The 23,578-nt window shown below is 34.8% G+C and carries 25 protein-coding genes and 1 pseudogene; 19 read left to right on the top strand and 7 right to left on the bottom strand.

Annotation, left to right across the window (positions count from 1 at the left end):
• Window positions 1-20: 20 nt before the first annotated feature.
• The 4 genes from QGM71_RS20450 to QGM71_RS20465 all read left to right on the top strand — a co-directional run bounded on the left by QGM71_RS20450 (window position 21) and on the right by QGM71_RS20465 (window position 3,653).
• A complete protein-coding gene (locus tag QGM71_RS20450) occupies window positions 21-266 on the top strand; it encodes a YczI family protein (protein ID WP_327609402.1) in 246 nt (81 codons plus the stop codon).
• A gap of 225 nt (window positions 267-491) precedes the next feature.
• The gene (locus tag QGM71_RS20455; RefSeq protein ID WP_327609403.1) at window positions 492-1,934 is read left to right on the top strand and encodes an HD-GYP domain-containing protein; all 1,443 of its coding nucleotides are present in this window, start codon (window positions 492-494) and stop codon (window positions 1,932-1,934) included.
• 144 nt (window positions 1,935-2,078) lie between these two features.
• Complete coding sequence (locus QGM71_RS20460; RefSeq protein WP_327609429.1) at window positions 2,079-2,516, top strand: GNAT family N-acetyltransferase; 438 nt, start codon at window positions 2,079-2,081, stop codon at window positions 2,514-2,516.
• 453 nt (window positions 2,517-2,969) lie between these two features.
• Window positions 2,970-3,653 carry a DUF2726 domain-containing protein gene (locus tag QGM71_RS20465; RefSeq protein ID WP_327609404.1) on the top strand — a complete coding sequence of 228 codons (684 nt, stop codon included), beginning with the start codon at window positions 2,970-2,972 and terminating at the stop codon, window positions 3,651-3,653.
• 176 nt (window positions 3,654-3,829) lie between these two features.
• Here QGM71_RS20465 and QGM71_RS20470 read toward each other — a convergent pair whose 3' ends face one another.
• Window positions 3,830-4,324: an NUDIX hydrolase gene (locus tag QGM71_RS20470; RefSeq protein ID WP_327609405.1), complete on the bottom strand. Its 495-nt coding sequence runs from the start codon at window positions 4,322-4,324 to the stop codon at window positions 3,830-3,832.
• 21 nt (window positions 4,325-4,345) lie between these two features.
• A complete protein-coding gene (locus QGM71_RS20475) occupies window positions 4,346-4,912 on the bottom strand; it encodes a histidine phosphatase family protein (RefSeq protein WP_327609406.1) in 567 nt (188 codons plus the stop codon).
• 543 nt (window positions 4,913-5,455) lie between these two features.
• Here QGM71_RS20475 and QGM71_RS20480 point away from each other — a divergent pair.
• Both QGM71_RS20480 and QGM71_RS20485 read left to right on the top strand, forming a co-directional pair.
• Window positions 5,456-5,608 carry a hypothetical protein gene (locus QGM71_RS20480; protein WP_327609407.1) on the top strand — a complete coding sequence of 51 codons (153 nt, stop codon included), beginning with the start codon at window positions 5,456-5,458 and terminating at the stop codon, window positions 5,606-5,608.
• A 147-nt stretch (window positions 5,609-5,755) separates the two neighbouring features.
• On the top strand, window positions 5,756-5,980 hold the full coding sequence (locus QGM71_RS20485) for a hexameric tyrosine-coordinated heme protein (protein ID WP_327609408.1): 225 nt from the start codon (window positions 5,756-5,758) through the stop codon (window positions 5,978-5,980).
• 433 nt (window positions 5,981-6,413) lie between these two features.
• On the opposite strand, the pseudogene QGM71_RS20490 reads toward QGM71_RS20485, so the two are convergent.
• A pseudogene (locus tag QGM71_RS20490) lies at window positions 6,414-6,571 on the bottom strand (IS1595 family transposase); the annotation flags it as partial.
• A 449-nt stretch (window positions 6,572-7,020) separates the two neighbouring features.
• Here QGM71_RS20490 and eutH point away from each other — a divergent pair.
• Together eutH and QGM71_RS20500 are read left to right on the top strand one after the other, a co-directional pair.
• A complete protein-coding gene (gene eutH, locus QGM71_RS20495) occupies window positions 7,021-8,142 on the top strand; it encodes an ethanolamine utilization protein EutH (RefSeq protein WP_327609409.1) in 1,122 nt (373 codons plus the stop codon).
• 288 nt (window positions 8,143-8,430) lie between these two features.
• Window positions 8,431-8,553, top strand: a complete 123-nt coding sequence (locus QGM71_RS20500) for a hypothetical protein (protein ID WP_327609410.1) — start codon at window positions 8,431-8,433, stop codon at window positions 8,551-8,553.
• Window positions 8,554-9,204: 651 nt separating this feature from the next.
• Here QGM71_RS20500 and QGM71_RS20505 read toward each other — a convergent pair.
• From QGM71_RS20505 to QGM71_RS20515, 3 genes are all read right to left on the bottom strand, one after another.
• Window positions 9,205-10,788 (bottom strand): sodium:solute symporter family protein, encoded by a 1,584-nt coding sequence (locus QGM71_RS20505; protein ID WP_327609411.1) that lies wholly within the window; start codon window positions 10,786-10,788, stop codon window positions 9,205-9,207.
• Window position 10,789: 1 nt separating this feature from the next.
• A complete protein-coding gene (locus QGM71_RS20510; protein WP_327609412.1) occupies window positions 10,790-10,924 on the bottom strand; it encodes a hypothetical protein in 135 nt (44 codons plus the stop codon).
• 153 nt (window positions 10,925-11,077) lie between these two features.
• Window positions 11,078-13,075 (bottom strand): oxidoreductase, encoded by a 1,998-nt coding sequence (locus tag QGM71_RS20515; RefSeq protein WP_327609413.1) that lies wholly within the window; start codon window positions 13,073-13,075, stop codon window positions 11,078-11,080.
• 232 nt (window positions 13,076-13,307) lie between these two features.
• Here QGM71_RS20515 and QGM71_RS20520 point away from each other — a divergent pair, with 232 nt between their 5' ends.
• Both QGM71_RS20520 and QGM71_RS20525 read left to right on the top strand, forming a co-directional pair.
• A complete protein-coding gene (locus QGM71_RS20520) occupies window positions 13,308-14,078 on the top strand; it encodes a PucR family transcriptional regulator ligand-binding domain-containing protein (protein ID WP_327609414.1) in 771 nt (256 codons plus the stop codon).
• Window positions 14,079-14,116: 38 nt separating this feature from the next.
• Window positions 14,117-14,836: a PucR family transcriptional regulator gene (locus QGM71_RS20525; protein WP_327609415.1), complete on the top strand. Its 720-nt coding sequence runs from the start codon at window positions 14,117-14,119 to the stop codon at window positions 14,834-14,836.
• 248 nt (window positions 14,837-15,084) lie between these two features.
• On the opposite strand, the gene QGM71_RS20530 is transcribed toward QGM71_RS20525, so the two are convergent.
• Window positions 15,085-15,684 carry a restriction endonuclease gene (locus QGM71_RS20530; RefSeq protein WP_327609416.1) on the bottom strand — a complete coding sequence of 200 codons (600 nt, stop codon included), beginning with the start codon at window positions 15,682-15,684 and terminating at the stop codon, window positions 15,085-15,087.
• Window positions 15,685-15,912: 228 nt separating this feature from the next.
• Here QGM71_RS20530 and QGM71_RS20535 point away from each other — a divergent pair, with 228 nt between their 5' ends.
• From QGM71_RS20535 to QGM71_RS20575, 9 genes are all read left to right on the top strand, one after another.
• Window positions 15,913-16,365, top strand: a complete 453-nt coding sequence (locus tag QGM71_RS20535) for a hypothetical protein (protein WP_327609417.1) — start codon at window positions 15,913-15,915, stop codon at window positions 16,363-16,365.
• A gap of 27 nt (window positions 16,366-16,392) precedes the next feature.
• The gene (locus tag QGM71_RS20540; protein ID WP_327609418.1) at window positions 16,393-17,391 is read left to right on the top strand and encodes a helix-turn-helix transcriptional regulator; all 999 of its coding nucleotides are present in this window, start codon (window positions 16,393-16,395) and stop codon (window positions 17,389-17,391) included.
• Between the two features lie 90 nt (window positions 17,392-17,481).
• On the top strand, window positions 17,482-18,783 hold the full coding sequence (locus QGM71_RS20545) for a DUF4139 domain-containing protein (RefSeq protein ID WP_327609419.1): 1,302 nt from the start codon (window positions 17,482-17,484) through the stop codon (window positions 18,781-18,783).
• 21 nt (window positions 18,784-18,804) lie between these two features.
• Entirely contained in the window at window positions 18,805-19,347 is a 543-nt protein-coding gene (locus QGM71_RS20550; protein WP_327609420.1) for a hypothetical protein, read from the top strand.
• Window positions 19,334-19,843, top strand: a complete 510-nt coding sequence (locus QGM71_RS20555; protein WP_327609421.1) for a DUF1643 domain-containing protein — start codon at window positions 19,334-19,336, stop codon at window positions 19,841-19,843. Before QGM71_RS20550 ends, QGM71_RS20555 begins: the two co-directional genes overlap by 14 nt.
• Before the next feature lie 38 nt (window positions 19,844-19,881).
• Complete coding sequence (locus QGM71_RS20560; RefSeq protein WP_327609422.1) at window positions 19,882-20,874, top strand: tetratricopeptide repeat protein; 993 nt, start codon at window positions 19,882-19,884, stop codon at window positions 20,872-20,874.
• Between the two features lie 77 nt (window positions 20,875-20,951).
• A complete protein-coding gene (locus QGM71_RS20565) occupies window positions 20,952-21,746 on the top strand; it encodes a hypothetical protein (RefSeq protein WP_327609423.1) in 795 nt (264 codons plus the stop codon).
• Window positions 21,747-21,770: 24 nt separating this feature from the next.
• The gene (locus QGM71_RS20570) at window positions 21,771-21,938 is read left to right on the top strand and encodes a hypothetical protein (protein WP_327609424.1); all 168 of its coding nucleotides are present in this window, start codon (window positions 21,771-21,773) and stop codon (window positions 21,936-21,938) included.
• Between the two features lie 1,218 nt (window positions 21,939-23,156).
• A complete protein-coding gene (locus QGM71_RS20575; protein WP_327609425.1) occupies window positions 23,157-23,453 on the top strand; it encodes a CD3324 family protein in 297 nt (98 codons plus the stop codon).
• Window positions 23,454-23,578 lie beyond the last annotated feature (125 nt).

The following is a 23,578-nucleotide window of genomic DNA, read 5'->3' on the forward strand; positions in this document are numbered from 1 at the left end:
AGATTACGAGGGGGGATATATTGTTAGAATCACTTAGAATCGTCTTAGCAATCATTGTATTAGTTTTAGCAGGTTATGGATTGTTAACTGGAAATTCTGAAGCAGTATCACCATATATGATGTTTTTCATGGGAGCAATGCTGTTGGTTATGGGTATATCCGAAATCAGAAAGGAACGAAAGCGGATAGGTTTTATTAGTATTATTGTTTCCTTATTTGTTTTTTATGTTTCCATTCAAGGTTTCTTATTAAATTTTACCAGCTAATATTAGAGAAAAGATATTCCATAATCGGGCGCACTTATGGAGTAAGGGTGCGCTTATCAACCGCTTTAGGGGGTGTCTGGGTAAAGCCATTCTTTAAGATACTTATTTACCTATTAACTTACACAAACTTATTAACAACTACTGATCATCCAAATCAAACGAACGCCTATTTCTACTGGATGTGCTATTATTACCTTATGTTTAAAGATCGGGCGGGGGGACATGATGAAAAATCACAACATTTACTGGCCAATATTATTGGCGTTTATACCCTATATTATTTTTGAGTTATTACATACAGGATTAATACAAGATATATATTTAAAAATACCGAAGGGGCACTTTTATATTGTCAGCCTGGTATCCCTTCTAGCTAGTTTTATTTCAATTGGTGTAGGGATATCGGGGCTAAGAATCAGGAATATAAAAATTGTATTTCTATCATTGTCATTCATGTCATTGGGATTAATGTTTGCGGTACATGGCTTATCTACACCAAATTTTATAATAGGTATCAGTAATTTGCCAGGAATTTCTGCTCAGATAAGCTTGTTATTGGCCACAATCTGGATGTGGCTCTCATCATTTCCAACGGATAACAAAATTATTGATTTGTTCGCAAAGAAGCAGCATTTACTCCTTCCAGTTTGGACTGCAACTCTATTAATTATTGGTACAATCGGTTTAATAAAACCGAGTTTAGTAGATATCATTCCATTCAATGATAAACCATTGAACATTATTGTAACTATCGTCATTATAGTATTAAACTGCATAACCGTTTATCGTTATTATCAATCCTACAGATATACTCGGTTTCCGTTACAAATAGCGATTGTTTATAGTTCTTGTTGGATAATGGTATCTCAGTTGATCATCTTGAGAGGAGTACTTTGGAACTTAAGCTGGTGGATGTATCACTTTTTGTTATTGGCTTCGATGGTTGTAGTGATTGTCGGCTTAGTCAGACAATATATGGTGAAAGGAACTTTAAATGAATCTATCAGGTCTTTGTTTACCAACGATCCCTTTGAAAGAATTACAAACAGCATTTCTCCTAGTGTTAAAGATTTTGTGGCTGCTACAGAAAAGAAAGATAATTACACAGCTGGACACACGTTCAGGGTGACAATGTATGCTCTATATCTTGCAAGAGAGCTTCGATTGAAACCTGAAGAACTCAAGGCGATTGTCCAAGGTGGACTTGTTCATGATGTAGGAAAAATTAGTATTCCTGATGCAGTACTTAATAAGCCGGGAAAACTATCACCTGAAGAATGGTCTTTAATCGAACAGCATCCTATAGAGGGATATGATATGTGTAAAAATCTTGGATTTTTGAAGGATGAGTTGGATATTATACGGCATCATCATGAAAAGTGGGATGGAAGTGGGTATCCGGATAAGTTAAAAGGGGAAGCCATCCCTTACTTTGCAAGGATTGTAGCTGTTGCGGATGTGTATGATGCACTTACCTCTGACCGAGCCTATCGAAAAGCATGGACGCATGAAGAAGCAATGAATGTATTAAAAGAAAACAAAGGTATCCATTTTGACCCTAAATGCGTAGAGGGATGGGAGAAACTATGCTTGCGAAACACAACTGTTTATCAATCCCCTGCCCAAACTATGTTAGATAGAGATTCTATCCATAAACTAATAACTTAATAAGTTGTGAGTTAAAAAGACGCGTTTGTGAAAGATCATAAGCCTAATTCTTCGCTAAAATACGGAGTAATTAGGCTTTTACATAAAAGTATATTAAATATATGTGTAATATTCTAAAGGTTTTTGGAAGGGGTGAGTTGAAAAATAGACATAAGAAAACCAAATGAGGTAGAAATTGAAAAGATATTAGCACTTTCTCCACAAGCGATATTTGAGGGAACTTTAGGTGAAGCAGAACCAACGATTGAAAAAGCAAAACAACTGGTAGAACCTCTTTTAAAGAAGGGGAGTTATTATTTAATATCAACTGAAAAAAATGTAATGACGGGTTGGATTCTTATAGGAGGAAGTAAAGACCAGTTTTCAGATAAGGCACTCGGATTTATTTATGAATTATTTGTTTTAGAGGAATACAGAGGTAAAGGTATTTCAAAACAATTGATTAAAACAGGCGTTGAACAGTTGAAACATGAAGGATACTCCGAAATTCGTTTAAGCGTATTTGAGGGAAATCCAGCAATTAAGATATATGAAAGTCTGGGCTTTAAAAACAGGACAATTACTATGAGTATTTCATTATAAATAATCTTCTTTTTTAACGGACCATTTTAGTTGAACAAGACTATACTACATAATAGAACTTCCAGATAATTGGAAGTTCTTATTTTATCGTTAATATCAACATTAAACTTTAACAAAGCCTTTATTTTTTAAGATCCTTAACGTTGTAAATTAACAATCCTTGACGTTGGCCATTGGTAAATATAGTGGCAACAAGTGGTAAATCTTGTGGCTATTGCTTAAAAACATGACAGAAGTGGTACATTCTTATGGCCGTAATGAGCACATTTATGCGGCTTTTTCAGGTGGAATTTTAAAATAAAGGAAGGATTTTACACTACTTTGTCGAAATGGTTAGTAAAAGTGCTAAACATGTGTGTAAATAGCCCCTCTTGGAAGTGATTTTGGAGTCGAAAGTTGATTCACCTGTACATTAATGCATACCAATATAAATAAAGATTAGAGGTTAAAAATATGTCTACTAATAACCCAGGATGTCTGGGAATATTTTTAAAACTATTTGGAATATCACCTAAACAAAACGCTAAGAAAGAAGTTAAATTGCCGTATGCTATGCGGGATGATTTTTTATCAAATGCGGAGTTATCTTTTTATAAAGTACTACAACAATACATAGGGAACAAAGCAATAATATGTCCTAAGGTTTCATTGCAGGATATCTTCTTTGTTAAGACGAGTAGTCAAAGTGAAAGAAGCACCTATAACAATAAAATTAGCAGAAAGCATGTTGATTTCTTGTTGTGTTCGACAGACACATTACGACCTATTTGTGGCATTGAATTAGATGATCGTTCTCATCAAAGGGCGGATCGTATAAAACGCGACAAATTTGTTGAACAGGTTTTTGAATCAGCCGGTTTAACTATGGTTAGATTTGAAAATAAAAGGTCATACACTTTAGCAGAACTAGAGAGCAAACTACATAATGCACTTAATGGGTTTGAAAGAAAGGTGTTAGCAGAAAGCGAGATTAGAAGTTCAGAAGTTAACAAGGACTCTGTACCTGAATGTAAAAAGTGCGGGGTACCTATGGTGAAGCGCCAAGCTAAAAAAGGAGCTAATAAAGGAAAAGTATTCTATGGTTGTCCCAACTATCCGAAATGCAGAGAAGTTGTTTATACTACTATTCCTACGTAGGGTGTAGTCGATAAAGTAATTTCAAGAAACACATATTGGAAGTCAGTAATCTCCAATAACTGGAAACCCTTTGAAAAGCGTTTGTAAGCCGGTCAATTATAAAGAAATAAAATCTTTAGTGGATAAATGTGGAAATTGGTTGATCAACAAACGCGTCTTTTGTTGAAGAAAATCATTTATTTTGTTTTAATCAATTTCAATTCCTTCATTTCATAATTAGTTAATTTTGCATCCCTAATGACACAGAAATGATTACACTGCTCGTCTCTATTTAGAATATTCGGTAAAAAATGAGGTATCATTTCTCCCACACCGAAATTTTTATCTTCCAACAGCCAAGTAACTTTCTTCCAGTCAAGAATTCCTTCGTCCATTTTTTTAGGTGTTTTATAATCGTAACTGTCCTCAATATCAACCAAATAAACATAAAGTCCATCAATATAAGAGTTATCCACTTCCCAAGAAATAACCCCTTTATCAATTACTTGATAGGTGCTAATGTCTATGTTTGTTTCTTCCATTACTTCCCGAATCACGCAATCCAAAGGTGTTTCATTATCATCTATCTTGCCCCCAACACCGTTCCATAGTCCTTGTGTTGGTTTATTTTCTCTATTTAGCATAAGTAATTCATCATTCCTTCGAATAAAGCACAATGTTTGTTTATACATTTATAGTCCCCCTCAATTAAGTTATTCCCATACCCTTTGTGCTGCTTCGAGGTTTTCCCCTGAAAATACCAATTTATAAATATCAGGTTTAGAAGTGTTTTTCCAAAAGTCATATCCATATTCTTTACTAAAATAATTCATAATAATGGTCATAACATTTCCATGAGTGCCTATGATAATAGTTTTACCTGAATATTTGATCAAAAGGTCTTTGATTATAGGTAAAGTTCGATTTTGGACGTCTTTTATTGATTCTCCTCCCAATAGGTTAAAATCAATATTTTCATACGACTTTTTTATTGCACGTTGTATTTCTTTTTCTGGTAATTTATAAGCGCCTTTTAACTGCCTTTCCCTTAATTCTTCAAACACCTTTACTTCTATATTTTTGGTGATGGCAATTTCTTTAATTGTTTGGATTGCCCTTACATAAGGGCTAGAAAAAATCAAATCAATTTCCTTATTATTCATTAAAGCCGTTACTTTTTTTGCATCTATTTCACCTTGTGGGGAAAGTTTTCTTGTTCGTTCCTGCCCTAAAACAAATGGAGAATTTGCATGTCTTATCATATAAATGATGGTATTCAATATCGGCTTCCTCCTCCCCTTATTCAACTTCTGCCCGTTTGCGGAAGTCTGCATCATATTGAAAATAAATCAAAATTATACAACAATTATAACATTTTTGATTCCAAAAAATATGATTTTTTAAGTTTGATCACCGGAAGGTATGAAGTGGTAAACATGCTGTCGTTTACTGGTACACTTTTTGTCATTCAGTGGTAAAAACTAGGTCAAGGGTGGTACATTTTTATGGCTGTAATCGAAAAGCCTGTTGACTGCAACAAGGCCTTTCTGTAATGTCTTTTGCTGTAAAAAACATCAAGAGCAAATGCTCTCGCATAAATATATCCGATATTCAATATTCCAGGTGATTTTAAGTTAACATATATAAGCGAAACCAACTGGCTCCTGAATTAATCGGGAACTAACTCACTATTACGTTTTAACAGGCTATGAGTTTAGATAACATATAATTGCTGAAAACAACTGATTTGGGGCGAGGAGTTATTGGTAAAGTGTTGGTTGTGGCATTATACTTTTTATAACTAACAAAAGGAGGCATTTCAAGTGAAGAAATTAAATACACCTGATGAAATAGTTGTAGAGGTAAACAAAATGAACAAAGAAAATTCCGTTCTACAATTCCTATTACCAGAGAGAGGAAAGTTCACGCTCGTATTTCAGGAAGAAGATAAAACGGCACATGATAAGACAAAATAGCATTGTTGTCAGTGTATCCTAATCTAAAAGTATTAGATTTATCACATTATTGGTAGATTATTTCGTTTATTCCGTCAAATTGATTGATATCTCTATTTCTAAAGGGTAAATTAGAGGGAGAATTAAACATATAGGAGGATGATATTCATGAGTGATTGGCTTACTAGTTTACAAACAGAAACTCCACAAGAAGGATTTGAATTAGCTATTTTATTGGCACGAAAAGGGGTGGGATATACCCAGCCATCTGCCGAGATAAGACAGAAGCTGCGAGCGGAATACGAAGATAATGCGGATAGTCTTACAGCTGCCTCACAGGTCATTGCAATCCACTACCAAACAGTAGCAGCTGCTAATAACTATTGGAGATAATGGCTTAATTTTATAAATGGCAAAGTAAATAATTACCTCTGTCCATAGTGAACAGTACTGGTTTGTTCACTATGGTAGAGCAATATATTCCATGTCTATGATTATCTTACATAAAGGCTGTTTTCTAAAAGATTGTTGCTTTTTATTGACCCGATAATTGATACTATTGAGATTCTGCTATCATAGAATATATATATCGATAGTTAAAATCGTAAAGGAGGGAAGTTAGGAATGAATGAAATCTTAATCGTATCTATTTTGGTATTTCTATTTTGGACATACAAATTCATCAAAGTGTTTAAAACTAAGGAAGTTCCTAAAAATAATAAAATTATCGCTTGGTCTATATATGGATTTTGCATCGTTGGATTGATTTCAGTTAATATACTATTTTAGTCAGGCCTTTATTGTGAGGTCTTTTTTTATGCACTTCTTAACATTTCAACGTTGTATAATTGGGTTTTTGATAGCTGAAATTAGCATTTGTTCTACACGTTTATCAAATGCTAAATCCTTGCCTATTTCGAGCCAATGGAACCAATAGAGATAATTGTCCAAATAATGGGTTCCTACCCCTTGAAAACGCTCCAACACTCATTTAAGCGATAGTGAAAATAGATACATAGTATTCAACCTATTTTTCAGGGTATCGTGAACCTGCGAGTGGGATTTGAAAGAGCATGAATCCATCAAGAAGACGAGGGTTTCCTATAACTTTCAGATTTAGATAGCTACCGAGTGCACGTTAATTAAACAACAATCTTCATCAATCAGGCGCATTTCCATGATCGGGAATGCGCCTTTTGTTTTGATATCCATGTTAAACTAAAGATGATAATGTGAAGATGTCTATATAATTTAAGTTAGGAAAATATGCTGCTTCTGATCAATTTTATGAAAGATCCAGAAAATAAGTCAGCTTTACATTAAAATACATATAAGATGTTTGTATAGTTAAATTTAGAAAGTTATCCATGAAATATAGTTTATAAAAAGATAGAATAGTAGCAATTAAAACATACAGCATTGGAGCAGAATAAATGGGTGTTAATGACATTATCGTTATTGTAGTTATAAGTTTTTTTTGTTTAGGAGCAATTGATAAATGTTTGGGAAATAGATGGGGGTTAGGGAAGCATTTCACAGATGGATTCATGACCATGGGATCCATCGCGCTTGCAATGGTTGGAATTATATCTTTAGCGCCAGTTCTTGCTAAAATTCTAACTCCTCTCATAGCGCCTGTTTATGGATTAATAGGAGCGGACCCTGCATCTTTCGCAAATACGATATTAGCTCTCGATACGGGAGGTTATGCATTAGCAAAAGAAATGTCTCAAAATGCAGATGCTGAGTTATTTGCATGGGTTTTTTTAGGGACAATGATGGGGCCGACCCTGGTTTTTACGATTCCTGTTGGTTTAGGAATTATAAAGAAAGAGGATCACTCCTTTTTTGCCAGAGGTATTCTGTTAGGTTTAATAACGGTTCCATTGGGCTGTTTGGTTGGTGGAATTGTTGCAGATATACCTATAGTAGTTATTATTAAGAACCTTATTCCAACGATCCTATTGTCTATAGTTATTTCGATTGGACTGTGGAGATATACAGAGAAGATGATCACTGGATTTTCTATATTTGCTAAGGGCATAGAAATTGTTGCTATTATTGGTCTAACAGCAATATCTGTTGAAACATTTACAGGATTTACCGTTATTCCTAACATGACACCACTAATGGTGGGAATGGAAATAGTTGCAATGGTTGTTATTTTTCTTGCAGGAGCATTCCCACTGGTTGCCTTTATATCATTCATCTTTAAGAGATTTTTAAGAAGAATAGGAGTTTTATTAAATATAAATGAAACGTCTACAGCAGGATTAATGGCATCTTTAGCTCATGTCATTCCAATGTTCTCCATTTTTAAAGACATGGATGATAGAGGAAAAGTCATTAACGTAGCCTTTGCTGTCAGTGGCGCTTTTGTGTTCGGGGCACACTTGGGATTTGTAGCAGGAGTTAACAAAGAAATTGTTTTTGCAATGATAGTAGGAAAGCTTGTTGGAGGCCTAAGTGCTGTTTTCTTAGCTATTATTTCAACACGAAAAATAGAGAAAGATACAAATCATGTTGCATGGGACCAGTCTGTTAAAGATGCTTGATTTTTAAAATGAAAGATTAGAGATTATAAGTAGTATTAATAGAGGATTTAGTTCTCAATGATTATTTGTTGAACTATACACTTGAATTACAGGCATTTAGTTTGATTACGATCTTCCAGTGTCCTTGTTTAAGAAGAACGCATATATGCTCGTACACTATGGAGCGAAATTTGCCTGAGAAAGCGTACCTTTTTTATTGAATAGAATTATAACCCTGTTATTGAATGTGTGATAAAATTAGAATATACGTTCTAAAAGGATGGACGTTAAATGTAGGAGGTGACTTGTATGCAGAAGCATTCTGGTGGAAAACTAGGGAAAGCAGGAAAAACCTTATCTACTTCAACATCTAAAAAGAAAAAAAGTAAGGCAGCAAAGACATTAAACAGTCATAAGAATAAAATGCATTAAAGTGGTTCAAACATTTTAATATCTTTAATCCGACAAAGCTATTCCTCTATACAGGGAGTAGCTATTTTCTTTACTGAATAAATAGATTAAGTAATTATTAAATAGTTTTTGTGTTATTGAAAATTATATTGTTATATTGTTAGTAAGACAATACACAAAAAGCAGGTGACTGTAATGGCAATATATTATCAAATAGAAGAAAGTGAAAAGGAAGAAATCTTCGGAACCGCAGAGATGAAATAGAAAATGCATATTAGATGATCCCGGAGGATTTCGAGCGTACTTCCAACTGGGACCATAAAGAAAGGATAATAAAAGCTTATTCTGATCTCATCGATAACAGTGGAACGGAAGATATTAATGATACCTGAGATTAATGAAAAGGGCGGAAACCAGCAACTACTAATGGCACAGCAGGGGTAAAGCAAGCAAATAGAAGATACTATTTTAATTAAAACACGAAAAAGTTATGAAGGTGCCATGTCTTCAGGTGAATGGTACCATGTAACAAGTGACAGTGGCGTATTAGTGAATCCAGGCTGAAAGCAAGTAATTTCAACTTTATTGTACTATCAATAATAAGATTTGTAATCAAAAATAAAAGCCATACTGTTCAGCTTTTATTAGCTGAACAGTATGGCTAATCCTTGTTTATAATAAATGTAGAGGAATATAGTAAAAAATAAATGTAATTACGATTACAACACAACCACTTGCTATTAAGATATTAGGGTATCTTTTGGTAATTATCATTTCTTTCGGGTTATCTAAACCATCTGGTGTTTTAAGAATCATTTGTCGAAACTTAATTTCTTCCTCCGTTACTTCTCCAAATCTGGAAACAATGGTAAGAACCAATATGGACATTACGACACCAATAATTACTGGATGTAAATATATGGGAAAGGTAACTCCAAATTGTCCTAGTAGTTCACATACTAATACACCTAGAAAACCTACAATAATACTCCAAAATGCGCCATTCTTGTTTACCTTTTTTGAGAAGACACTTGCAAATGCTACAGGACCCCAGGAAGCCGCAAATAATGTTGCTGCAAAGTAACCAATCCACATGACAGCAGGTGGTTGCCAAAACGTAATCATAAGAATACAAATACTTGAAACGATCATCGTAATTCTACTGAATCGTAATACCGTTTTATTGTCTTTCCCTTTATTAGTAAAAACATCATTTGAAACACTGTTTCCTATAAGTTGTAAGAATGTTGAACAAGAAGAGAGAATTGCAGACATTATCCCTAGCAAAATGATTATTCCTAACCACGTAGGCATAACATTTATTGCAGTCCAAATAAATACATTTTCTGATGGTGATATATTCGGGTTAATGAGATTAATGGTAGCCATAGAAATGTGAAGAAATAAATAGATTACAAAAATGGCTATCGTTGCAATAATACCAGATCGAATAACTACATGTTCACTTTTAGCCATTAAATATCTACTGGTTTGCCACGGACTGACGGAAACAATCGTTCCCCAAACAAGTCCTAAAACAATAGCCCATACTAATGCTTCAGCAGGGGTTCCGAGTGAACCAGTGATGCCGTGCCAGCTGAGAATGTTTTCTTTTCCACTGATGACATTGGTATCAATAATAGCATCTGGCAAGCCCCCCGTTGCTGAAATAATTAACGGGAATGCGACTACTGTTGAGAATAAGAAGATGAAGAACATAAGTGTGTCATTGACAAGTACTCCCTTCGCACCAGAGAGGAAGGTGAAGAATGTATAGGCAAACCAGATGATTAATAATGAAATGGAATAGGATAAACCAGAAACAGATGAAAATAACAGTGCTCCACCTTGTGTTACTGCAATGATATATGCAGACATTCCTAAGATAGTAGTAATACCAGCTGCTTTTTGTATTCTAACGGAATTAAAGCGCTTTCCAAAATATTCAGGAACTGTGATGGCATTACTTCTACGTAAATACCTACCAAATAAAAATACACCCACAACATAACCACTAGCATTAAATATTACTAGAATCAATTGAATGATGGGATATCCATCGTATGCAAAACCGGCTTCTCCCATAAACGTAACGGAACTTAAAAAGGAAGCAACCAATGATCCTGTTATTAACATGGTAGGAGCGTTACGACCAGATACGTAATAGTCTTCTACATTTGCTATTTTTTTAGATAAAATTAAACCGATTAGTGCGAAGATGACAAATCCAATTAAAATTCCAACTAAATATATCAAGTTACATCACCTCTTTATGTTTATTTGTATTTTCGTCCTTTTTTTTCAAAGTCATCCTTGCAATCATGTATTTTGAAAACAGTCCCAGAATAATAAGAAATCCACCGTAAGCAATACTAAAAATTAACTCTCCCATTGTATCCACCCCCCCACTATTCATAAAATAGTGAACATATTTGCTATCAAACAATGCGCAATTTTTGATGTTAGCACATAGGGGGGATTCATTTATCCCCCGCTAGATGCTTGATGAATGGCTGCTCCATTTGGGTAAACCAAATGACCTGAATTAAGATTTTTGGATGGACAACGTTTCATTGCTATCTTGTAAATGAAGAATCGTCTCTAAACCTTCTGTTGTGGCTTCTTCAATCGTTCTTGGTGATAAGCAGTCTCCTATTTGGTGTATAGTTGGTGCCAAGTGCTTTATATCCTCGTATAATTCTGTATTTGGAACCCTTCCATATGCTAGAATAATGTTGTCCCATTCTGGTAAATCTATCGTTTCATGTGTAAATAGGTTTCTGGAAAATGCTTTATCTCCCTCAATTCCACCAAAATCATGATGGGTTATCATTTGTACATTTAATTCATATAGTCGTTTCATGTATGAATTACGCAAATACTGATGAACTTCCTGTCCCACATGCAATTTTGCAGTAATTAATGTAACCTCTTTCCCTTTTTCCGCTAAGTAAAGTGATGCTTCAATACCTGACCAATCCCCTGCAAAATCAAATACAATGGTTTTCTTACCAATTGCATCATTCTGTCTACTAAATAAGTCATCAACATAAATAACTCTCGTATCATTCGTTTCAATTCTATGGGGTTTGTACGTTCTCGAACCTACTGCACTAATAATAATGTCAGGGGAAATCGATATGACTTCCTTTGACGTGACTTTTTTATTTAATTGTATATCTATATTTGTCGTTGAAAGTTGACGTTGATAATTATCTAACATGGTTTCTGCCATTTCATGTCGCATGGGTGCTTTTTTCATCGTATTTAACAAGCCGCCTATTTTATTGCTTTGTTCAACTAAAGTCACTTTATATCCTTGTCTGTCTGCTGTAATTGCCGCTTGTATTCCTGCAGGGCCAGAGCCTATAACCAGAACATGTTGTCCCAATCCTTTCTTTTGAAGTTGTGAACTTAGTTGAGCTTCTTTACCAGCAAGCGGGTTTTGAACGCATCCAATTTGCAGACCCTTATGATAGTGACCAATACATGCCTGTAAACAGCCAATACATGCATTAATTAGGTGTAGATTGTTATTTAAGGCCTTATTAGGCATTTCGGGATCCGTGATTGTTGCTCTAGTCATTCCAACGGCATCCGCCTTACCTGTAGAAACGATGTCTTCGGCTTCTTTCGGATCTAAAATTCGTGTTCCAACAAATACGGGAACGGCACCTGCCATACGGAGTTTAAAGGCACTCGGTGCATTATAGGCATGCTTCATCGGAGAAGCAGGTGCAATATGGGTCGAACCTGAGTAGGTACTAGAGTCTCCAGATGTTACATTAATGAAATCAAGCCTGACTTTTTCCACTAAATATTCTACAATTTGAGTAGAGTCTTTTACATTCAATCCATCCATTGTCTTCTCATCCGCACTCATACGAATTCCAACAGTAAAATCTTCTCCAACTTTTTCCCAAATACGTTTTATAACCTCTACAGAAAAGCGCATTCTATTTTCAAAAGAGCCACCAAATTCATCTGTACGATGATTGGTATGACTAGACCAAAATTGTGATGGTAAGTAACCATGAGAACATGCAAATTCTACTCCATCTAATCCAGCATCTTTAGCAATTTTTGCAGAATCAGCAAATCCTTCAATCACTTCTTCTATATCTTCTTTACTCAATGGTCTTGGCATTGAACCAAAACGTAAACTTGGTTCAGCCGAAGGGGCCCATGAAGGATATCGATAGGTGCTAGAAATAACTTCTCTCCCTCCATGAAGCAATTGGGAAAATACTTTTGTTCCATAGTGATGTAATTGGTCTGCGATATCGGAATAGGCTGGTATAATTCGTTTATCATATCCGGCGATCGTTTTTCCTGTTAATATACCCGATTTATGAACCGCAGCTGCTTCAAGAATGATTAAACCTATACCGCCTTTTGCCCGTTCCACATGGTAGGCAGCCATATCAGTAGTTGGAATTCCGTCTTTCACATGATTTGTTTGATGAGCAGTACTTAAAATTCTGTTTTTCAATGTGGTATTTCCAATCTCCAGGCTAGTGAATAAATGTTTGAAATGGGTCAATTCAAATTCCTCCTTTAATTTAGTAATCTCGTAAAATAGTAGATAAGTTATGCCTCCTCAGGTTGAATGCGCTTTCAATTAATGTCAATTCGTGGAAATTATTGTCTGAAAATTATATTTACAACAATAATTTGTAATAGTATGTAAATTATTATATGCTTCTAGTTAGACCAATTCAACTGCATAATCGTATAGAATTATTGCGTGTGTTCATACGAAAGGATGAGTACAGATGACAATTACAGTTAGAGATATCGTAACTAACCCGCATTTAAAATCAGTGGTTATTGCTGGCGTACAAGGATTAGATCGTCAAATAACCTGGGCTCATTCCTGTGATCTAAAAGATCCTTCCCGTTGGCTAACAAAAGATGTATTAATCTTGACTAATGGCCTTACCATACCTAAAAAAGAAAAAGAACAAATCACCTATCTATTAGGTATCATACAAACAGGAGCAAGTGGTTTAGCCGTTAGTAAGGGGTTATATGCACCTGAGTTATCGAAAGGATTAGTAGAAGTGGCCAACGAAAATCTTTTTCCTGTTTTGCTAACAGATTATGAGGTGCCATGGATTGCATTGTCTAGAACGGTGGCTGTAGCTAACTCTATCGAGGAACATAATAAGATCACCCAAACATTACGTTTATACGATATAGTTCGGAAATCTATTTATGATATAACACCAGAAGATATGATTGATAGGATATGCAAGATTATTCAATGTGAAATTTATGTAATGGATACCCGTACGAATAAATCAATTTTTAAAAAAGGTGATCAGTTAGTTGCTAAACATTTTAAACTTATTTCAGAAAGTAATCTAGCTTCTGTGAATTACAATAAAGAGGAGGGAGGGTTCGTTATTCTTCTTCCAATACCAACTACGCGTCCATTATCTATGCTTGCCGTTTCGAATACGATGGATTCTCCGGATGATTTGCTTCTAAAGCATGTTGCAACGATAGTAGGTTTAGTAATTGAGAGAGATGCAACGCTATAGAACGTCAGAGAAGAGTAGGATCTGATATTCTATTACGAATGATAGAAGGTAAAATGAAAGATGATGTTGCTGCAATTATGCTAAACGAACATGGATTTGGTGAGGTTACTACTATTAATCTGGTTTCTATAGATATAGACAGTCAGGATATAGTATATGATTGGTTACATCTTAGGCTGTATGATGAAGGAATACCAAACATGATAACAGTACATGATAATGTTCTATTAATTTTACTACCAACTAATTCAGATGGGATTACTATTTTAGATAAAGAGATACCATCCAACTTGCATATTGGGGTAAGTAATGCGTCTATTAGTCGTCTAAATAGAATGCAGGAGGTTTTTGAAGAATCCATGTGGGCATTGCAATCAGCAGCGTCACAAAAGAAGAGGATTGATTATTATAGTGAGAATTCACCAATATCCCCCTTTATACCGAGAAATAGAGAGAATGCTCAAGCATTGGTTGAACAAGTTCTCGGTAAGTTACTAGCCTATGATACGATCAATAATAGTCAATTAGTAAAAACACTTTACATCTATTTAAGTGAAACTCGTTCTTGGAAGAGTACCGCAGAAAAAATCCATATTCATAAACAAACTTTAGTTTATAGAATTAATAGAATACAAAAGATTACAGAAAAACGTTTAGATGATATCAATGATATTTCCGAACTTTGGATAGCATTACAGACAGCAATGATGCTAACTATTATACCTAATTACACAAATGAACTTATAAAGAATAAATAGTTCCTATTCGACTAGTGGAATTAAAGAATGCCAGGGGGGTATCACCTGGTAATCTTTTTAATTCTCCACTTATAGATCTTCATCCTGTAAACGTCTGATAACCTCTTTCTGAAGGTAGTCTGCTGCGCTGTTATACGTTGCGTAGGCTCCTCTCTAAGTATGGATTTTCTACATGGCAACGAAATTTTTACAGTGCAACCCCTTTGTTTAATTCTATCGGTACACATTAATTATATGCTTTTTCCAATTTAGACAGATTCACTATTAGGCTCGTAAACTTTTGATTCTATCGATTCTAGCCAATAGTTAACTAGTTGTATTCCATCTATTAATTCTATATTAAGTTCTCTAGCATACTCTTTGGCTGATGATGTGAAATCACTTGTTGTTACAACATATCCACCTTTGGCACCTCTTTTAATCATGTTTGAATGAATGAGCGCTATTGGACTGAAATCCAAATCATTCTTGTAGGCCTTTACTTGGCCAAGATACAATCCATCTTCACGGTTGTGCTCAAAATCAACTCCGAAATCCCCGGTTTTTACTGTTATATAAGTTTTTCCACCAAATCTTTTTTGCATGATCTCTGATACAAAGTGTTCAAATTCAAAAGGAGTTTCCTTTAGGAAGATATTTGTTGCTTTTTCAAATACAGTCTCGTTATCCTCATTTCTTTTTCTAGGATAATTGAATCTATATGCTAAGCCCATTGCCATAGTCCTTTTAAGTTTTAAACTAGACTCAATCTTTTGTGCAATTAAAGAAGCCTCATTATCATTTCGTTTCTTTATGTACCAGAGTAAGAAACCAATAACAAGGAACTGTAATGTTAATAGTACTTCCATTAATATCACCTCATCAACAATATAAACATAATTATTACTATTTATTCAGAAATCAAATTATAAAATTGCATAGATTGGTACTTTTAATCATTCTGATTACTAAAGAATTCGAGTCTTTGTTATTTCAAGGTTAGCCTACTTATGTAATAAATCTGCAAAAAATAAAGGAGATTCTCGCTTTTTATCGAAATAGGTAGAGAAGATTACTAATAGAAAGAAGGTATACATATGAAAGAAGTTATCTCAATACCAGCAAGTAGAACGCAAGATATTATAAAAGAATACTTAATACATGCTCATCCACATCCTAGATCTTATAAAGATGCACAATTTATGACTTTCCGAAAAGTAGGAGGGTACATGGATGCCTTGTATAGTGTGCAACATGAATTGATTATAAAGCCTAGGTCCAATGGTTTTGAGGATCAGCTGGAATACTTAAGAGATGATTTTAAAAAACGTTTACTTGGATACATACGCGAACGTAAACACGGTTTTGGCTTTGGAGAAAAAGATGAATACAAGTTTTATTTTTTGAAAGTCGAACAATCTTTAGATCACCTGCCTAAACCTATAGAAGGAAATGGTCAATCACATACCTACTATACATATGAAGAAATAATCAGTGGGAAAAGTGAAATTATTAGAGAATCCGTTTTAAACAAGAGGCATAAAAAATAATAGATTTTCAGTTAGAAGGTATTAAAAATGACCCAGCCAACAAAAATTGAAAGAATCCTTGCACTCATGCAGGTACTAAATAAGTATACGGATGAGAACCATGAACTAAGCTTGATTGAGCTAACTGATCGACTAATTGAAGAGTTTGATGAGAATACAGAAATTACTAGCTCAGCAGTACGTAGGGATTTGAAAGAGCTGCAATCCTCGAAGTACTATGATTTAATTGCATATCAAGAAGACAAGGGTCTTCCTATGACTTTCAGTTATCAAAACAAAGTATTCGAAATTCATGAGCTTCGGTTATTAATGGATGCTATCCCCTCTGCTAGATTTATTACCAAAACGGAAAAAGGGAAGATTCTAGAAAAGATTAAAGAGTTAACCAGCAATGCTTTAGCAAGTAACTTGGAAAACCAAATCTACGTTAATGAACTATCTGGTAATGAAGAAAGTAATGTTAAATATATTATTTTCGATCTCCATAATGCCATACAGGATAATAAAGTTATCCAATTTAAGTATGGTCGATTTAATGTTAATAAACAGTTTATATTAAGTAATGAGGGGAAATACAGGGAGCTGCATCCCTATGCATTGTTCTGGAATAATGATTATTATTACTTAATAGGGAAGTATCCAAATAAAAAAGATATACGACATTTTCGTATTGATCGAATGAGGGACGTTTTTGTTACAGACAGCTCATTCCTGAAGGATCAAGATTTTAATTTATCATCGTATACACAGCAATTATTTCATATGTATTCAGGGGTGCAGAAGGATCTTAAGGTTAGATTTGATAATCATCTTATTAACGTCATTATTGATCGTTTTGGTAAAGGTGTTTACATCGAACCAGACGGTAAAGACACATTTATCTTAAGAACAAAAGCAATCATCAGTGAGGGATTAGTTCGCTGGTTACTGACATGGGGAAGTGATGCGAAAGTGCTCGATCCCCCGGAATTGGTTAAGAAAATGAAAGAAGAGTGTGCCAAAATGAATGAGATGTATGAAAGCTGACAGCACCGTTACAAAAATTGTAATAGTCGCTGTTTTTTTTGTTTTATACTACTTGTAGAGACAAAATAATTTAAAAAGGAGTAGGTGACTATGGTATTTACATCCTCAAGTGAGGTCACAACAGACTTAGCTATTACTGTTTACAATAAGAATTTTGCAGTGGTAAAGGAAAAACGGGATTTTAAGGGGTATAAGCAGCAGCAATACGTGCGGTTTATGGATGTATCGGAAAAGATTGAAACCAATTCCATAATAGTAAAAGGATTGAACATTCAAGAACTGAATTACGATTATGATTTGTTGGATAAAAGTAAATTACTAAAGAAATATATTGATCAGAAGGTATTTCTATATGACCAGGAAAAGAATACTAAAAAGGAATACCGCTTGTTGAGTGCAAGCGACGGGTTGGTATTCGAGAAATTAGAAACTAATGAAATTGTCATAGATCCAAAAGAAGAATTAATTTTACCGAAATTGCCGGAGGGTTTAATTACCAAGCCATCTCTCATTTGGAAAGTAAAGCCTGAGCAAGTCGATGAAGTTGGCGTAACGTACACTACAGGTGGATTAAAATGGGATGCAAATTATGTTATCAACTTGAATGAAAAAACATTTGATTTAGCGGGATGGGTATTGCTTACAAATAACTCAGGTACTTCTTTTGAAAATGCCCGTCTGAAGTTGATTGCTGGTGAAGTTAACAAAATTACCAATATCCAACCGATATTCAGCAGACAGATATTAGAAGACAGAAATATCTATTCAGAGAACAATTTTATGGAAAAAAGCTTCAATGATTTTCATCTTTATAGCCTCCAAGGAAAAACCACACTAAAAAACCAACAAGAAAAGCAAATCAGTCTATTAGATGCAACAACGATTAACTATCAAAGATATTATGAATACACATTTGAAGAAGATCAGGCTCGTATTATTATTGAGTTCAACAATACAAAAGAAAATCAATTGGGTATGCCTTTACCCAAAGGAAAGGTGAAAGTATACAGTGAAGACGAAGATGAAGGAAGCATGGAGTTCATTGGAGAAGACACCATCAACCATACACCAAAAGAAGAAATTATAAAGCTTTACTTGGGAAAAGCCTTCGATATTGTGTGTAACAGCAAAAGAATGGATACATATAAAGAAGATAAATATGAATGCTATGCATATGAGTACGAATTTAAAAATCACAGCAGTGAAGCTGCTACTATCAAAGTAACACATCCAATAAATCATACACATTGGGAGATGGCTGAAACAACACATGAGTATCAAAAAATGAATGCTAACTGGATTAGTTTTGAAGTAGAAATACCAGCAAATAAAGTGGAGTTAATTACATTTGCATATGTAATTGATCATAGTATTAATGTAAGCATTGATTAATTGCTATTAGGGGTGGAGTAAATGGGCTGGTTTATAGCAGGGGTTATCTTTGCAATGTTCTATTATTATAATATGAACAAAAGTGATAAACAAAAAAATTATATTCCACCACCATATAATGGAAGGTGGGAAAACAAAGGCACTGACATGCATGAAAACTGGCATTATATCGAGCCGCAATTTGATTGTAGGTATGTCAATTTAATAGAAACAGAGAATGATCCAATAATAAATCTCAGTAGACAGAGTAAAAAGGAAGCATCTGAAGTATTTGAATGTGAAGATCAACTAGATGCTGATGTTTCGGTTGATTTCTTAAAGCGTCTATTTCCTGATTCTACTGTAAAGCATGATGCTGAAGAGGTTTATATTAATGTTTTTCTTGAAGAGGGCCTGATAAACATAACAACTAGTAATCTGCCGGATGAGAGTGCTTTGGAAGTTATTAAGTGTATGGACGAAAAAGAGTGCCTGAAAGTAATTAAAGATGTAGAAAGACATTATCAAGGTTACACAACCGTATTTGTTAGTACAAGGAGGAATTTAAATTATGACAGTATATAAGTGGAAAGAGAACGAGTTGGTGGATGCTGTATTTGATGAAGAAAAGAATAATAGATATTTATTAACATGCACTTGGGATTCCAGCAAGCCAAGTGTAACATTCATTATGATTAACCCCTCAGTAGGTCGTGTAGAAGTGGCGGATGCAACTTTAAGAAAATGTGCTGATTTTTCTAAGCACTGGGGAAAAGGTTCTATGAAGGTAGTCAATTTATATTCCCAGGTAACTGCATACCCAAGTGAATTACGTACTCCTACAAATGAAGAAAATAATGAGAATAATATCTATGTTAAAAAGGCTATCGCAGAAGCAGACTGTGCAATTTTTGCCTGGGGAGAATTGAAACGAGAGCATAGAGAAAGAGCAAATGAAGTTATATGTTTGGTTCCGGAAGAGAAACAGTTTTGTATAAAGAAGAATGTAAACGGACAATTCCCAAGACATCCTTTGTTTTTACGTGGAGACTTAGAACCAATTCGTTGGGTAGAAATGTAACAGGATTTTGCCATTAAATTTAAAGGAGCTACCTAACCATGCCAACAAACAATGATAAACGTATATCTTTAATAGATTTAGAAGAGAAACAGGATCAATGGATAATGAAGGATGAGGCTGAAGAAGATGAGGACTTCAGACAAGAATGGGTAAAAGAGGGTATTGATATTCACCAAGCGCTAGTTCAAGAGAAATTGAGTGATCCAGATAAGGAAAGGTATTACCGCATTCTGGCAAGTTTATATTTGGAATTTGGTCGGTCAGAAAAAATGATAAATGCTAACAATCGTAATGCTTTTAGCTATTTGATGAAAGCAGCTCGAGTTTCTCCTGAGAAGGGAGATGCATTCTACCATCTTGCTTTTTTGGCAGAGAAAATGTCAACAGGAAATGAAAAATGGGAATCTGCAGCCTTTTATTCTAAAGAGGCAATTGAAAGAGGAGTAGATACGGAAAAGCAAATCAAAGTATGGTGTCTGCTGGGAAAAGCCTATTCTGAATTAGGTTTAACCAAAGATGCTGCTAATTGTTTTAATAATTCAAAGAAACTGGATGAAGAAGATGATTTCATTCCTTTTCGAACTAAATATACGAAAGAGAAAGATGAAAAATCCACTTTTATCCGATTAAATTTATCTGGTGGTAAAATGAATAAGGGGACAATTCGAAATAGGATGATTGAAGAAAGTAATCTTGGTAAATACGTTTTGCTTGATAATGGGCGAAGGGGTTATACGCTTCATTGGAAAGAAAGTTCTATTGATTTAAATGTACGTTCTGCAGAGTTACTCAAGCTGTTCTTTGAGTACAAAACGGGGTTGAGCAGGGATGAGATTTTCCATAATACCACGGGTTTAGGAAGTAGAAGCCGTCAGCCAGGAGCAGTTAAAACGGAAATAGCACGACTTAGGTCTATTATAAAGGGTGGATTGGGAGTAAATGGTAAATGTCTGATTCAAACAGTAGGAGAAAGAGGGAACCAAAAATACATGTGGAATCCCCATATTGAACACCGTATGCTTGATTTATAGTATCTATCGGTTACAGGGTTTTGTAACCGTACCTTGGTATATTTAATTCAACAAAGAAAACCAAGGAGGAAATTAAAATGAAAACATCTGTTTATGTATCATTGGAAATGCAGGGCGGAACAAATAGGCTGGTGGAGGCTCTTGTATTACGAGGGTTTCCCGTTCAAGTAAAAAATGATTTTATCTCTTTAAGAAATGGTAGTAACCGAGATTATGAGGAGCTAAAAGGATTTCTTGATAAGCTGAATATTCCTGTTTTTTGGAATGAAAATCAATTTCAGTTACTTGTTAATCGTCTTCCGTTACAGAAAGTGAGGGAGATTGTACGATACAAGGGTCGTAATTACCAATTTCATGCACAGGGCTATCATTTTAAATGGAGAACTTTTGCAAATCGCCGTTATGGTATTCGTACCAATACGACAGAACTATGCCCATACACAGCAATTATGGTAAGAGCACTTAACGAAGCTGGAATTGTTACGTTATCAGGATGTAACGGCCATGGTCATCACAGCCCAAACTTTCAGTTGTCAGGAGTCTACTATGGTATATGGTTTTCACTTATTCAGAAAAGGTATTTGAACGATCTATCCTTAAATTATACTTGGAAAGTAAGGTTGGGTCAGGGATTTTCACCATCTAAAGTATATGCCTGTAAATCATCAAACCAACAGTGGGATATGATCAAGGTTTTAGCAGACTGCGAGAAAATGGCTCTTACCTTGACTTCCCATGCATCAGATATACGCGAATTAAAACAAAACTGTTTTAAAAGAGGTATGAAAGAGACAGCTGAATCATTAAAATCAGATGGTCAATTCAATAAGCTATCTGGTTGGATGAAAAATAAAATAGATGCTGTGCAATAAATCAAAGGAAGGAGGTTGGTATATATGGAGGAACAATTAGTCATAAAAGTAGAAGACAACGAATTGAGTTTGAAAAGAGTTAAGAAAGAAGCAACTGAAGCAGAAAGAAGAGGTGTAAAAGTGGGGTACAATCTAACAGGTATTAAAGATAATGCAATGAAGCGAGATATTATTATGTATTTGAATGAGTGACGACGGAGATTATAAGGCAAGTAGTAATAGAGGATTTAGTTCTCAAGTCCCTATTATTTATAGATGCATATGTGAAACCTGAAGTGAAAGATACCTTTAGCGCGGAGTTAAGTGAAAAAATTTTGATGCAGTTGAAGAAAAAAGTAGATAGGTGAGAGAAGTCTATATAGCTACTTACAGGAAAATCAAGCCGAAACTATGGGAGTACCAGAATAGACCTATCAATAGCGAACAGTGCCTGGCACTGTTCGCATGCACATCTTCACAAAAAAACTAGAATTAATATACAGCTTCATTCACGCTCATCTGGATGAATTCTAACAGGTAATAAAGATAATTCAATGAAGCGAGATATTATTATATATTTGATTGAGTGAGAAGTGTGCTTTAGGTAACATCAAAAAAACTAACGGCTTATGAAAATAATAAACCATCATAGTGCTATATAAATTACTTTTCAACGGGTGTAAGAGTAATAAGCAGTTGAAAATAAATATAAGAAAATCTCAGTTCACCAACTTTTGTTTTACCACATAACCACATAAACACCACTGACAGAGTAAACAGTTGAAGATATTACCTATCACAGCGATAGAGATAGACGAGGCAAGACCTCACCAAAATAATAGCATTTCAATCACTGGCATAAAATAATTATAATAATTCTTTCACTTGCGCGCCTGATGGATTCTATGAGTTAATAAGGGTGTCGGGCCGACAGACTCTTGTGAAAGGAGGCTGATTATTATTATTAAAGTATTTGAGGTGATTTTCGCATAAGCGGAAATCTCAACGTATGGGGTCGCATCTGCGGCTCCATTTATTTTTTAAATCGATAGGAAGTATAAAATTTATAGCTTTATAAAGGTAGCTACAGAGAGTTAGCTACGTCCAGCTCCAGCACCCAGCGACTAGTGTGGCTTCCCTCACCTCCGTACGATAAGTCAACATCGGATCGCACGCTTCCCGTGTTTCCTTTATCTCCTACGGCTCAGTCCAGCCCATACGTCGCTAAACGGGTGCTTGCGCTTTTGTTTATCGTATTCAGAAGATTACCATCTTTCTATAATTGGAAAAATCAATTATAATTTGCTGTAAGGAAGGCTTTAGATTCAAAAAATAAAGAGAAAGGAGAGGTTGAGAAAATGAAAAGAATGAATATAAATATAGCGCATAACCATATACACCTTAATACCCTTGATAAGGAGGACACAAATCGTGCAATACAAAAATGGAAAAGAGGTTCTTCCCCCTAGTTTGCTGAAAGAGATGCAGAAATATATCCAGGGAGAACTAGTTTATATTCCTAAGCAAAATAATCAGCGGGCTGGATGGGGAGAAGTGAACGGTTCCCGTAAGTTAATTGCCCAGCGAAATGAAGATATTTTAAAATTATATAGGGAAGGCCACACTATGGAAGAATTAGAGAAGAAGTACAATTTGTCTATAGATAGCATTCGTAAAATCATATATAAAACTCGAGGCATGTGTGTTGAATCAAAACAGAGTCTTTAGTGGATTGGTCCAAAAAGACTCATTGAAAATGAATAAGCGTGGTGAGAATCAGAGGATTGTAACTGCTTACGTTTCTATCACAAAATCTGGATTTGGTTTATAAAATGCAGTTAATTAAAGAGAAA

It is taken from the genome of Virgibacillus tibetensis (assembly GCF_036026595.1).
Taxonomy (GTDB): Bacteria; Bacillota; Bacilli; order Bacillales; family Amphibacillaceae; genus Virgibacillus_P; species Virgibacillus_P tibetensis.